General features: G+C 71.3%; 8 protein-coding genes. All 8 read right to left on the reverse strand.

The features are described 5' to 3' along the window. Positions 1-55: 55 nt before the first annotated feature. Positions 56-3418, reverse strand: a complete 3363-nt coding sequence (gene tmk, locus OG199_RS19900) for a dTMP kinase (protein WP_405830559.1) — start codon at positions 3416-3418, stop codon at positions 56-58. A gap of 114 nt (positions 3419-3532) precedes the next feature. Continuing rightward, the gene (topA, locus tag OG199_RS19905; protein ID WP_356801967.1) at positions 3533-6346 is read right to left on the reverse strand and encodes a type I DNA topoisomerase; all 2814 of its coding nucleotides are present in this window, start codon (positions 6344-6346) and stop codon (positions 3533-3535) included. 236 nt (positions 6347-6582) lie between these two features. Continuing rightward, positions 6583-6780, reverse strand: a complete 198-nt coding sequence (locus OG199_RS19910) for a hypothetical protein (protein WP_356801969.1) — start codon at positions 6778-6780, stop codon at positions 6583-6585. An 802-nt stretch (positions 6781-7582) separates the two neighbouring features. Then, the gene (locus tag OG199_RS19915) at positions 7583-9103 is read right to left on the reverse strand and encodes a methyltransferase (RefSeq protein WP_401803942.1); all 1521 of its coding nucleotides are present in this window, start codon (positions 9101-9103) and stop codon (positions 7583-7585) included. Positions 9104-9294: 191 nt separating this feature from the next. Continuing rightward, positions 9295-9885, reverse strand: coding sequence for a small secreted protein (locus OG199_RS19920; RefSeq protein ID WP_356801972.1), 591 nt, complete (start codon positions 9883-9885; stop codon positions 9295-9297). A 205-nt stretch (positions 9886-10090) separates the two neighbouring features. Then, positions 10091-12496, reverse strand: coding sequence for a sodium-translocating pyrophosphatase (locus tag OG199_RS19925; RefSeq protein ID WP_401806791.1), 2406 nt, complete (start codon positions 12494-12496; stop codon positions 10091-10093). Positions 12497-12818: 322 nt separating this feature from the next. Further along, positions 12819-13256, reverse strand: coding sequence for an ATP-binding protein (locus tag OG199_RS19930; protein WP_356808840.1), 438 nt, complete (start codon positions 13254-13256; stop codon positions 12819-12821). 114 nt (positions 13257-13370) lie between these two features. Next, positions 13371-13712, reverse strand: coding sequence for an anti-sigma factor antagonist BldG (gene bldG, locus OG199_RS19935; RefSeq protein WP_003975386.1), 342 nt, complete (start codon positions 13710-13712; stop codon positions 13371-13373). Positions 13713-13762: the final 50 nt, after the last annotated feature.

The following is a 13762-nucleotide window of genomic DNA, read 5'->3' on the forward strand; positions in this document are numbered from 1 at the left end:
GTCACCCGGCCCGTTCCAGCGGCGGCGACCGCCCCGCGCAGCCGCCGCCCCGGATTCAGCGACGGTTCCCGCCGCGCCCCTCGCGTCCCTCGTCCGCTTCGTCGTCCTCCCGCGGGCCCAGCAGCTCGTCCGCGAGGGTCGGGAGGTCGTCGAGCGGTGTCTCCTCGGCCCAGTCGGGACGCGGGCGGCGGCGGGGCGTGCCCGAGGCGTCGACCTGGGGCAGCTCGCGCGTGCGGTCGACCGCGTCGTCGGGGCGCCGCGCCGCCGACCGCTCGTCCCGGAAGAAGCCCGGGGGCACCCGGTCGGCCGGGTCCCCGGCCGAATCCTTACCCCTGCTCCTGTCCCTGCCCGAGTCCGACTCCGTGTCCCGTACGGGAGGCAGCACCGCCGTCTCGTCGGCCGCGCGGGGCGTCACCGGCGGCAGTACGGCCGTCTCGTCCGCGGCTCCCGCGACCGGCGGCAGCACCGCCGTCCGCTCGGCGGCGTCCTCCGGCACGGGCGGCTTCGGCAGCTTGGCCGTCTCCTCGGAGTCGGACCGGGAACCGCCGCGGTTGCCCCTGTCCCGCACCGGTGACAGCACCGCCGTGTCGTCCACCGCACCGCCCGACGCGTTCGGGGGTGCGACGACCGGGGTGGGCACGGTCGTCTCGTTGTCCGGCTCGGTGCCGGTGCTGGTGCCGGCCGCAGTGGTCGCGGGGGCCGGAGTGGAAGCCTGCGCCGGGGCCGGAGCGGCGTCGGACGCGGCGGCTGACGTCGAAGCCCTGGTGGTCGGGGCAGCCCCGGTGGACGGCGAGGACGCGGCGGCGCTCGCCGCGGCTGCGGCGGCGGCCGAAGCGGCCGCCGTCTCCGCCGCCGCACGCCGTGCCCGCTCCGCGCGCAGCAACGCCTCCTCGGCCTTGCGCTGCTTCTCCAGACGCCGGGTCTCCGCCTCGGCGCGCAGCCTGGCCTCCTCCTCGGCCTGCTTGCGCAGCCGTTCCTGCTCGGCGGCCCTGACCTTCTCCTCGGCCAGCAGTCGGGCCCGCTCCTCCTCGGCCCGGCGGCGGGCGTCCTCGGCACGCTGCCGGGCCTCCTCCGCCTGCCGCTCCGCCTCGCGACGCTGGGCCTCCTCCAGCTCGCGCTGCTTGCGTTCCTCTTCCTGCGCGCGCAACCGGGCGAGCTGTTCCTGGCGCTCGCGCTCCTGGCGCTCCTCCTCGGCCTTGCGGGCGGCCTCTTCCTCGGCCTTGCGCCGGACCTCCTCCTCGGCCGCCTTGCGCGCCTCCTCCTGGGCCTTCACCTCGGCCTCGGAGAGGGGCAGCATCACGTCGAGGCGATGCCGGACGACGGTGGTGACCGCCTCGGGCTCCTGCGCGGCGTCGACGACCAGGTAGCGGCCGGGGTCGGCCGCGGCCAGCGTCAGGAAACCGGACCGCACGCGCGTGTGGAACTCGACGGGCTCGGACTCCAGCCGGTCCGGCGCCTCCGTGAACCGCTCGCGCGCCGCCTCCGGGGAGACGTCGAGCAGCACCGTCAGGTGCGGCACCAGTCCGTTGGTCGCCCACCGGTTGATGCGGGCGATCTCGGTGGGCGACAGGTCGCGGCCCGCGCCCTGGTAGGCCACCGAGGAGTCGATGTAGCGGTCGGAGATGACCACGGCACCGCGCTCCAGCGCGGGCCGCACCACCGTGTCCACGTGCTCCGCGCGGTCGGCGGCGTACAGCAGCGCCTCCGCGCGGTGCGACAGGCCCGCCGACGACACGTCCAGCAGGATCGACCGCAGTCGCTTGCCGACCGGTGTGGCACCGGGCTCGCGGGTCACGACGACCTCGTGGCCCTTGGCCCGGATCCACTCGGCGAGCGCCTCGGCCTGGGTCGACTTCCCGGCCCCGTCACCGCCCTCCAGGGCGATGAAGAAGCCGTTCACGGCGGGCGTCGGCAGCGGGTCGTCGCCGCCGCGCAGCGCGTCCAGCAGGTCGTGGCGCAGCGGCACGCCCGAGCGGTCGTCGACCTTGGCGAGCACCAGGGCGGCGACGGGCAGCAGCAGGGCGCCCACGAGCATCAGGGTGAAGGCGGCGCCGCCGTGCGCGAACACGAACTTGCCGTTCTCCAGGCGGTGCGGTCCGATCGCCGCGGCCACCAAGGGGGCCAGCAGGGCGCCGAGCGCCACGGAGACCCGTACGACCGCGTGCAGGTGTTCGGTGGTGCGCGCCCGCCGGTACTCCTCGGCCTCCTGGTCGAGCAGCGCGTGCCCGGTGTTCGCGGCGACGCCCGCGCCGACGCCGGCGAGGGCGACGATCAGCAGCACGGTGGCGACGTCCGGGACCAGTCCGGCGGCCAGCAGGGCGATACCGGTGAAGGCGATCGCGAGGGAGAGCAGCCGGCGGCGCGACAGCGACGGCAGCACCTTGGCGGCGGTACGGATACCGACGACGACACCGCCGGTCAGCGCCAGCACGAGGAGCCCGTACGTGACGGGTCCGCCGCCCAGGTCCTTGGCCTGCAGCACGGAGACCGCGACGGCGGCCGCGATCGCCGCGGCGACGGCCGCGCAGGCGAGCACCAGGAGCGGGATCACGCCGGTACGGCCCTTGTCGACACCGGTGCCCGTCTTGGGGCGGCGCAGGCCCTCCAGGGGCGAGCGGGCGCGGGGGGTGCGGGTGTCGGGCAGCTCGAGGAACGTGAGCACGGAGAGCGACGCGGCGAACAGCCCGGCGGCTACGTACGAGGCGAGCGCCGCCTGGTGCTGGTCGAACCAGGTGATCCCGGCACCCAGCAGGTTGTTGACGAGGGACACCACGACGAGCGTCGCGGCGGCGATCGGCACCGCCACGAACGCGGTGCGCAGGGCCAGGCGTCGCAGCGCGTCCATGTGGTCCGGCAGCGGGCGCACGGTGGCGCCCTCCAGGGGCGGCGCCGGCAGCAGCGCGGGGGCCGCGCCCTCCCGGCTCACCGTCCAGAAGCGCTCGGCCACACCGGTCACGAACGCGACGACCAGGAGGACGGCGAGGGCGTCGTCCGGTGTCCAGTCGATCCACAGGGGCGCGACGATCAGCAGCAGGGCGCGCAGGCCGTCGGCGCCGACCATGGTCCAGCGCCTGTCGAGCGGGCCGTCCTTCGACGTCAGCGAGGTGAGCGGGCCCAGCAGGACCGCTCCGAAGAGCAGCGTCGCGAGCACGCGCGCCGCGAAGACCGCGGACACCGCGAGGGCGACGCCGCGGTAGCCGCCGCCGAAGGAGCCCTCGACGACCGCCGCCTGGAGGACGAGCACGACCAGGACGAGCAGGGCCAGGGCGTCGGCGACACTCCCTACCAGGTGGGCGCCCCACAGGCGTTTCAGCTGCGGCTGGCGCAGCAGCGCGCGCACGGCGCGCTCGCGCGAATCCGCGACCAGGGCGTCGTCGGGGGCCGGAGTGTGGGCCGTAGGCTGCTCGGCTCGCGTCATTCTGCAAGCCTATCGGGACCCACTGACTGTCCGGAGGGGTGCCCGAACATGTGGACGCCCCCACACCGGAAGGTACGGGGGCGTCCACATCTGCCGGGCGGTGCCGGCCTGGTCTCAGCTCTCGGAAGCGGCCGTCTTCTTGGCGACCGTCTTCTTGGCGGGCGCCTTCTTTGCGGCCGTCTTCGACGTCGTCGTCTTCTTCGCGGCGGCCTTCTTGGCCGGGGCCTTCTTGGTGGCCGTCTTCTTGGCGGCGGCCTTCTTCGCGGTCTTCTTGGCCGGGGCCTTGGCGCGCTTCTCGGCGAGCAGCTCGAATCCGCGTTCCGGAGTGATGTCCTCGACGCTGTCCCCGGACCGCAGGGTCGCGTTGGTTTCGCCGTCGGTCACGTACGGCCCGAAACGGCCGTCCTTGACGACGACGGGCTTCGCGCTGACCGGGTCCTCGCCCAGCTCCTTCAGCGGCGGCTTGGCGGCCGCGCGGCCACGCTGCTTGGGCTGGGAGTAGATCTCCAGCGCCTCTTCGAGCGTGATGGTGAAGAGCTGGTCCTCGGTCTGCAGGGAGCGCGAGTCCGTGCCCTTCTTCAGGTACGGCCCGTAGCGCCCGTTCTGCGCGGTGATCTCCACCCCCTCGGCGTCCTTGCCTACGACGCGCGGCAGGGACATCAGTTTGAGGGCGTCCTGAAGAGTCACCGTGTCCAGCGACATGGACTTGAAGAGGGACGCGGTACGCGGCTTGACGGCGTTCTTGCCCGTCTTCGGGGTGCCCTCGGGGAGCACCTCGGTGACGTACGGGCCGTAGCGGCCGTCCCGCGCGATGATCTGGTGGCCCGACTCCGGGTCGTTGCCGAGTTCGAAGTCGCCGCTCGGCTTGGCGAGCAGCTCCTCCGCCAGTTCCACGGAGAGTTCGTCCGGGGCGAGGTCCTCGGGGACGTCCGCGCGCTGGTGGTTCTCGGAGTCCTTCTCGCCGCGCTCGACGTAGGGGCCGTAGCGGCCCACGCGGAGCACGATGTCGCTGCCGACGGGGAAGGACGACACCTCGCGGGCGTCGATGGCGCCCAGGTCGGTGACGAGCTCCTTGAGGCCGCCGAGGTGGTCGCCGTCGCCGTTCCCGGCCTCGGCGGCACCGGTCGCCTCGCCCTCGCCGAAGTAGAACCGCCGCAGCCACGGCACGGCCTGTGCCTCGCCCCGCGCGATGCGGTCGAGGTCGTCCTCCATCTTGGCCGTGAAGTCGTAGTCGACGAGTCGGCCGAAGTGCTTCTCCAGGAGGTTGACCACGGCGAAGCTCAGGAAGGACGGCACCAGGGCCGTGCCCTTCTTGAAGACGTAGCCGCGGTCGAGGATCGTGCCGATGATCGACGCGTACGTCGACGGGCGGCCGATCTCGCGCTCTTCGAGCTCCTTGACGAGCGAGGCCTCGGTGTAGCGGGCCGGGGGCTTGGTGGCGTGCCCGTCGACGGTGATCTCCTCGGCGGACAGCGGGTCGCCCTCGCCGACCTGGGGGAGGCGGCGCTCGCGGTCGTCGAGCTCGGCGTTCGGGTCGTCCGCGCCTTCGACGTAGGCCTTCAGGAAGCCGTGGAAGGTGATCGTCTTGCCGGACGCGCTGAACTCGGCGTCCCGGCCGTCGGCGGACCTGCCGGCGATCTTCACGGTGACCGAGTTGCCGACCGCGTCCTTCATCTGCGAGGCGACGGTCCGCTTCCAGATCAGCTCGTACAGCTTGAACTGGTCGCCGGTCAGACCCGTCTCGGCCGGGGTGCGGAAACGATCACCCGAGGGGCGGATCGCCTCGTGGGCCTCCTGCGCGTTCTTGACCTTTCCGGCGTACGTGCGCGGCTGGGCCGGCAGGTAGTCGGCGCCGTACAGCTGCGTGACCTGGGTGCGGGCGGCGGTGACCGCCGTCTCCGAGAGGGTCGTGGAGTCCGTACGCATGTAGGTGATGAAGCCGTTCTCGTACAGCTTCTGGGCCACCTGCATGGTGGCCTTCGCGCCGAAGCCGAGCTTGCGCGAGGCCTCCTGCTGGAGCGTCGTCGTGCGGAACGGCGCGTACGGCGAACGGCGGTAGGGCTTGGACTCGACCGAGCGGACCGAGAAGTCCGTGTTCTCCAGGGCGGCGGCGAGCGCGCGGGCGTTCGCCTCGTCCAGGTGGAGTGTGTTGGCGCCCTTCAACTGGCCGAGCGAGTCGAAGTCGCGGCCCTGGGCCACGCGCTTGCCGTCGACCGCGGTGAGACGGGCGACGAGGGAGGACGGGTCGGACGCGTCCCCACGGCGGCCGGTGCCGAAGGTGCCGGTCAGGTCCCAGTACTCGGCGGACCGGAAAGCGATGCGCTCGCGCTCCCGCTCGACGACGAGGCGGGTCGCCACGGACTGCACGCGGCCCGCCGACAGACGCGGCATGACCTTCTTCCACAGGACCGGCGAGACCTCGTAGCCGTAGAGGCGGTCCAGGATGCGGCGGGTCTCCTGGGCGTCGACCATGCGCTGGTTGAGCTCGCGCGGATTGGCGACGGCGCTGCGGATCGCGTCCTTGGTGATCTCGTGGAAGACCATCCGGTGGACGGGAACCTTGGGCTTCAGGACCTCCAGGAGGTGCCACGCGATGGCCTCGCCCTCGCGGTCCTCATCGGTGGCGAGGAAGAGTTCGTCGGAGTCCTTCAGCAGGTCCTTGAGCTTCTTGACCTGGGCTTTCTTGTCAGCGTTGACCACGTAGATCGGCTGGAAGTCGTGCTCGACGTCCACGCCGAGGCGGCGCACCTCGCCGGTGTACTCCTCCGGCACCTCCGCCGCGCCGTTGGGGAGGTCGCGGATGTGCCCGACGCTCGCTTCGACGACATAGCCGGGGCCGAGATAGCCCTTGATCGTCTTCGCCTTGGCAGGCGACTCGACGATGACGAGTCGGCGGCCGCCGTGTGCGGTGTCGCTGGTCGGGGACAACTTCGCTCTTCTCTCCGGTCGACGCAGGGGGTCTCCCCAGGCCTAGGTCCCGGGGGTCGGGTCATGCTGACGCTGCGGAGTGTGACGGTACATCCCGCCCCCGTGTCAAACGGGAAAAGCCCGCAACGGCCACTCGAACGGTAACCCGACTACCGCCATTCCTGCCGCCCGGAGTACGCAGCTGCCCTTTCGGCCCCAACCGGAGCGTGACCCCCCGGTTACCGGGGTGCCGGCTCTCACACGCGCGTGAAACACCACATCCCGAGTGCCAGCGCACCCGCTCCGGCGACGCTCGCGATCGTCGCCGATGCGACGCGGTTCACACCGACGGCGATGGGCTCGCCCTGCCGCAGCCGCACCACCGTCCACGCCAGCAGTGCGCCTCCGAACAGGGCGAACACCGTCCCCACGAAGATCGCCGGTCCACTTTCCATCGATGTGCCTTCCGCCCCGAGTCCCAGGGTCGGGAGGCTGGCACGTCCTGGAAGCGGCTGTGCGAACCTGCGGTGAACGCAGGGCGGACGGCATCCCATCGGCGGGCCCGGACGGCTCTGGCCACGCCCGGCGCGGGTGCCCTCCGGGCCGCCCTCGCGCCGCCGGAAGCGACCCGCCGGGGCGGGGACTGTGGCGAATTCGTCGTTCGCCGTTCCCCAGCCCCCGCCGTCATCGACCGGCTCGCCCCTGCCGCGCGGCCTGTCGTGGGTCCTGAGGCGCCGAAGCGCTTCGCCGGCCGGTGAGCGGCACACCTGCGCGGAGAGCTCCGCCCGGAACGCCCGGAACGTCCGACGCCGGTCGGATGTTGACCGAATCCGCATCCCGGCGACGGCCGGGCTCCCGGCGAGGGGCCGGGGGATCCCGACGAAGGGTCCTGGGGGCCCTGCGAGTGTCCGGGGGACTCCAGCGAAGGGGCCTGGGCCCCGCGCGGGCCCCGCGCGGGCCCCGGGGGCTCCGGGGCTCCGGGGCTCCGGGGCTCCGGGGCTCCGGGGCTCCGGCGGCTCCGGCGGCTCCGGCGGCTCCGGCGGCTCCGGCGGCTCCGGCGGCTCCGGCGGAGCTTCGGGGGCCTCGGGCGCTCCGGGGTTCCGGTCGCTCCGGTCGCTCCGGTGGCTCCGGTGGCTCCGGTGGCTCCGGTGGCTCCGGTGGCTCCGGTGGCTCCGGCATAGGGTCCTGACCCGGGCCCTGGTGCGTCCGGTGCCCGGCGGAGCGCGTGTCGCCGGACACCGGGAGACGCGTCCCTCGTCACTCCGCGGGCTCGAGGAACCCCTGTTCCACCAGCAGCCGGATCTGTCCGGGTGTCCGGTCGCGCAGCAACACCGGATCCTCACCGACCAGTTGGGCAATGGCATCGAGGATCCGCCCGGCGCTCAGGGTGCCGTCGCACACGCCCGCGAAGCCCGCGCCGACCGTGTCCACCTTGGTGGCCCGCCGCATCCCGCGGTTCTGGCGCAGCACCACATGTTCCGGGTCCTCGGCGCCGGGCAGCCCGACCTGCTCCTGGACCACCTCGGCCGTGAGCCTGAAGTGGCCGGCGAGCAGCGCCGCGTCGTCGCTGGCCCGCAGGAAGTCGACACGGGCGAAGTGCGCGCGCACGGTGTCGCCGAGCGGCTGTTCGACGGGGTGCGGCCACTCCTCGACGGTGATCGAGGGCTCGGCGGCCGCCGTCCTGCGCAGCGTGATCCACCCGAAGCCGACCGCTTTGACCTTGCGCGCCTCGAACTCGTCCAGCCAGGCGTCGTACCGCGCCTGGTACTCGGCCGGGTCGGAGCGGTGGTCGCCCGCGTCGCGCAGCCACAACTCCGCGTACTGCGTGATGTCCTGGACCTCGCGCTGCACGATCCACGCGTCACAGCCGCGCGGCACCCAGGAGCGCAGCCGGTCCTGCCAGTCCTCGCCCTCCACATGCTGCCAGTTGGCCAGGAACTGGGCGTACCCCCCTTCGTTCAGCCGGTCCCCCGCCTGCTGAACGAGCGTGCGGCACAGATCGTCCCCGCCCATCCCGCCGTCGCGGTAGGTGAGCCGGGCGTCGGGCGAGATCACGAAGGGCGGGTTGGAGACGATCAGGTCGTACGTCTCGTCGTCCGGGACCGGCTCGAAGAGCGAGCCCTCGCGCAGATCGGCCGCGGGGGCCCCGGAGAGCGCCAGGGTGAGCGCGGTGACGTGCAGCGCGCGGGGGTTGAGGTCGGTCGCGGTCACGCGTGTGGCGTGCTGGGCCGCGTGCAGGGCCTGGATACCGGAGCCGGTGCCGAGGTCGAGCGCGGCGGCGACGGGCTCGCGGACCGTGATGCCGGCCAGGGTCGTGGACGCGCCGCCCACCCCGAGGACGACGCCCTCCTCACGGCTTCCGATGCCGCCCGCGCCGCCGACGGCGCACCCGAGGTCGGACACGATGAACCAGTCCTCGCCGCCGGGTCCCCCGTACGGCCGGACGTCCACCGTCGCGGTGACCTCGTCGCCGCCCACCCGGGTCAGCCAGCCGCTCTCCAGGCAGTCCTCGACCGGCAGCACGTCCGCCACGCGCGCGTGCGGCACGGGCTGCTGCAACAGGAACAGCCGGACGAGCGTCTCGAGGGGTGTGTCCCCGCGGGTCGCCCGGAGCGCGGGCACGGTCTCGCTGCGCGCCAGCGCCGCGTAGGCGGGTGCGCCGAGCAGGTCGAGCATTCCGTCGGCGGTGAACGAGGCGCCGAGCAGGGCGTCCCGCAGCCGAGCGGCGACGTCGACGCGGTCGGACGAGGGCAACGGTGGCAGGCTGGTGTGACTCACATCCCCCATTGTGTCCGCTCCCGCCGACCGGCACGCACTCCTGTGGACAGCAGCACGTACTCCTGTGGACAACGGCAGGCACGCCTGTGGACGGACATGCCGGGGACCCGGCACGCGGGCGTACCGGGTCCTGGTCCGGGCACGCGCCCGGGTCCTCGTCGGGGGCGGGGGGCCGTTCGCCCGCCCGCCGCTCAGCCCTGGGCCGCGGAGGGCGACGACGCCGACTTGCAGCTCTCCTGCTTCGCCATCGCCTTGCCCACGTCGCCCTCCTCCAGCTTCTTCAGCGCGTCGTTGCCGCTCTGGCTCAGCTTGGCGAGCTGCGTCGCGATGCCCTTGAGGCCGTCCGCGAACTTCGCCTGGTCCTTCGTGTCGAGCCCGTCGACCTGCTTCTTGAGGGCGGCGTAGGACGCGGAGATGCCGTTGAGCTCCTTCACGGCGTCCGTCTGCTTCTGCTTGCCGTCGGTGACGTCGGGCGCGCCGGCGCCGTCGACGGCGGCGCCGATCGCCTTGTAGGCGTCGGACATGTCCTGGAAGGCCTGCGCGTCCGTCCTCCGGACGGCATCCGGCGCGCTGTTGTCCGAGGTCTCCTTCTGGATCGCGGCGTTGGCGGCCTCGATCTTCTTGGCCTGCGGCTGCACCGCGTCACAGACCTGCTTGGCCCAGGAGTTCAGCTTGTCGTCGTTGCCGTTGTCGCTGCTGCACCCCGACAGCGCCAGTACCAGTACCGCACCGCCGGACAGTGCGGCCGTGAGCTTCTTGTTCACCGGATTGGTCCCTTCCATGGCTCTCGGCCCCGGAACATACACGCCATCTGGGCGACATCCGCGCGTCGTGCACCCGATTCACCCCTTTTTGAAGCCATTTGCACCAAGCGAGAGAAGGCTCACGGCAGCGGTGTGAACACACACGGAGCGGGCGGGCGGCGCGTCAATACGCGCCGCCCGCCCGCCCGTTGGCCAGTGCCTGGCCAGATGGAGAACCCTGGAGTTACGAAACCACCGCCGCATCCGGTGACTTGGAGACCCGTTCCACGTCCTCCTCGTCGCCCACGGCGATCCCGCGTCGCTTGGAGATGTACACCGCGACCACGATCACGAGCAACGAGAGCACCGCGATCAGGATGCGCAGCGCGAGGTTCTTGTCGTCGCCGTACGAGAACTTGACGACCGCCGGCGCGATCAGCAGCGCCACCAGGTTCATCACCTTCAGGAGCGGGTTGATCGCGGGTCCCGCGGTGTCCTTGAAGGGGTCACCGACGGTGTCGCCGATCACCGTGGCGGCGTGCGCCTCGCTGCCCTTGCCACCGTAGTGACCGTCTTCCACGAGTTTCTTCGCGTTGTCCCACGCGCCGCCGGAGTTGGCGAGGAAGACGGCCATCAGGGTGCCCGTGCCGATCGCGCCCGCGAGATACGAGCCGAGCGCGCCGACACCGAGTGTGAAGCCGATGGCGATGGGCGCCAGGACGGCGAGCAGACCCGGGGTGGCCAGCTCCCGCAGGGCGTCCTTGGTGCAGATGTCGACGACCCGCCCGTATTCGGGCTTCTCCGTGTAGTCCATGATCCCGGGGTGCTCGCGGAACTGCCGCCGCACCTCGTAGACCACGGCCCCCGCGGAGCGCGACACGGCGTTGATCGCGAGGCCCGAGAAGAGGAACACGACGGCCGCGCCGGCGATCAGGCCCACCAGGTTGTTGGGCTGGGAGATGTCCATCATCAGGTTCAACGGCGCGCCGGGCCCGGAGACCTTCTCCCCCACGTCGTTCGCGGCCGACAGGATCGCGTCCCGGTACGACCCGAAGAGCGCCGAGGCCGCGAGGACGGCCGTGGCGATGGCGATGCCCTTGGTGATGGCCTTGGTGGTGTTGCCCACCGCGTCCAGGTCGGTGAGCACCTGGGCGCCCGCGCCCGTGACGTCGCCGGACATCTCCGCGATGCCCTGGGCGTTGTCGGAGACCGGACCGAAGGTGTCCATGGCGACGATGACGCCGACCGTGGTGAGCAGGCCGGTCCCGGCGAGCGCGACCGCGAAGAGCGCCAGCGTGATGGACGTGCCGCCGAGCAGGAAGGCCCCGTACACGCCGAGACCGATCAGCAGGGCGGTGTAGACGGCCGATTCGAGACCGATGGAGATACCGGCGAGGACGACGGTGGCCGCACCGGTGAGCGAGCTCTTGCCGATGTCCCGTACGGGACGGCGGGTGGTCTCGGTGAAGTAGCCGGTCAGCTGCTGGATCAGCGCGGCCAGCACGATGCCGATCGCGACGGCCACCAGCGCGAGGATCCGCGGATCGCCGCCCTTCGCCTTGATCGCCGCGTCCGTGACGCCGTCCAGGCCGGAGTACTTCCCCGGCAGGTAGACGAAGACGGCCACCGCGACCAGGACCAGCGAGATCACCGCGGAGACGAAGAAACCGCGGTTGATCGCGGACATGCCGCTGCGGTCGGAACGGCGTGGTGCCACCGCGAAGATGCCGACCATCGCCGTGAGGACGCCGATCGCGGGCACGATCAGCGGGAAGGCGAGCCCTGAGTCGCCGAACGCCGCCTTGCCGAGGATCAGCGCGGCGACGAGCGTGACGGCGTACGACTCGAAGAGGTCCGCGGCCATACCGGCGCAGTCTCCGACGTTGTCGCCCACGTTGTCGGCGATGGTCGCGGCGTTGCGCGGGTCGTCCTCCGGGATGCCCTGCTCGACCTTGCCGACCAGGTCGGCGCCGACGTCGGCGGCCTTGGTGAAGATGCCGCCGCCGACACGCATGAACATGGCGATCAGCGCGGCGCCGAGTCCGAATCCCTCCAGGACCTTCGGCGCGTCGGCCGCGTACACCAGCACCACACAGGAGGCGCCCAGCAGACCGAGCCCCACCGTGAACATGCCGACGACGCCGCCCGTACGGAATGCGATCTTCATGGCTTTGTGCGAGACGGCGGTGAGATCCTTTTCGGGCTCCCCCGCCGCCGGGGTCGCTTCCCGTGCCGCGGCGGCCACGCGGACATTGCTCCGGACGGCGAGCCACATACCGATGTATCCGGTGGTCGCCGAGAACACCGCGCCGATCAGGAAGAAGATCGACCTTCCGGCACGCTGATTCCAGTCGTCCGCGGGCAGCAGCATGAGCAGGAAGAACACCACGGCGGCGAAAACCGCCAGGGTGCGCAACTGCCGCCCCAGGTAGGCGTTCGCGCCCTCCTGGACCGCTGCCGCGATCTTCTTCATGCTGTCGGTGCCCTCGCCGGCCGCGAGCACTTGTCGTACCAGAACCCCGGCGACCGCAAGGGCCGCCAGCGCGACGACGCCGATGACCATCACGATCAGGCGGTTGTCGTCGGTCAGAACTGCGGCTGCGAAGGTTGTGGGATGGTCAAACTGATGAGGGGTAGAAAGCCCCGCCATTCGTCCTCCTTGACGCTTGGGCTGAGCTCAAGATGTGGACGGATTGTAGGTACCGGAACCTGATCAAAACAGTACGCGGTAAACGGAATTCGCCTTCACATCCCCGTCAGCAAATGATCGACGGGCGTTCACAGAACCCAAAAGAGGTAATGCCCCAAAAGCGTTGACCCTTGATCAAATAATCGCGTGATTGATCGTGAACCAATTCACGAATGGCGCGTGCAGTCATCTCACCTGCTCGGGCGCAAGAAAAAGGGCCCTGCGAGGCAGGGCCCTTCGTGTGATGAGTGTGTCTTGTACGTGTCCTGCTACGAGGGGGACATCAGGGAACGAGCGTGACCGGCGGCGTGGTCGGCCAGCTCATCCTGATCAGTCCACCGTGCTCGTCGGCGCTGACCTCCACGTCGTCGACGAGGCCGCTGATGACCGCGAGGCCCATCTCGTCCTCCTCGGCGTCCGTGTCGGCATCGCCGGGAGCGGCTCCGGGCACCGTCGTACCGGACGCCGAACGCGGCGCCTCGTCACCGACCTCGATGGAGAACTGCTTCTCCTCCTCGATCAGCGTCACCCGCACCGGCGCCGAGATGCCGTTGCTCTGGTGCAGTCCGACGGCACGGCTGCAGGCCTCGCCCACGGCGAGTCTGACCTCGTCGAGAACGGCCTCGTCCACTCCGGCCCTGCGCGCCACCGCTGCCGCCACCAGTCGGGCGGTCCTGACGTGCTCGGGCAGCGCGCTGAAGCGGAGCTCAACGGTGGCCATGCATCCCCCTCAACTACGGGCGTGCTGTCAGGGGGCCGGGCCGCCGAGGCCCGGTCCCCCTCCATTGCTTCTACCGTCTCGGACGCCACGCTCCCGTGGCGCCCCACGACGGGGTCAGTCGGTGGCCGCTACCGCTTCCTCGACCGAGGTGTGGATGGGGAACACCTTGGTGAGACCGGTGATACGGAAGATCTTCAGAATGCGCTCCTGGTTGCAGACCAGTCGCAGCGAGCCCTCATGGGCACGCACACGCTTCAGGCCGCCCACCAAAACGCCGAGCCCGGTGGAGTCGAGGAAGTCCACGCCCTCCATGTCGACGACAAGATGGAAACTGCCGTCGTTCACCAGCTCGACCAGCTGCTCACGCAGCTTGGGCGCGGTATATACATCGATTTCGCCACCGACCTCGACGACCGTACGATCGCCGACGGTACGGGTCGACAGGGACAGGTCCACGGATCCTCCAGCACCTTGCTATCGAGCGGTCGCCCCAAGGGACACCTCGG

The organism is Streptomyces sp. NBC_01176, from assembly GCF_045039825.1.
In the GTDB taxonomy this organism is placed as follows: Bacteria; Actinomycetota; Actinomycetes; order Streptomycetales; family Streptomycetaceae; genus Streptomyces.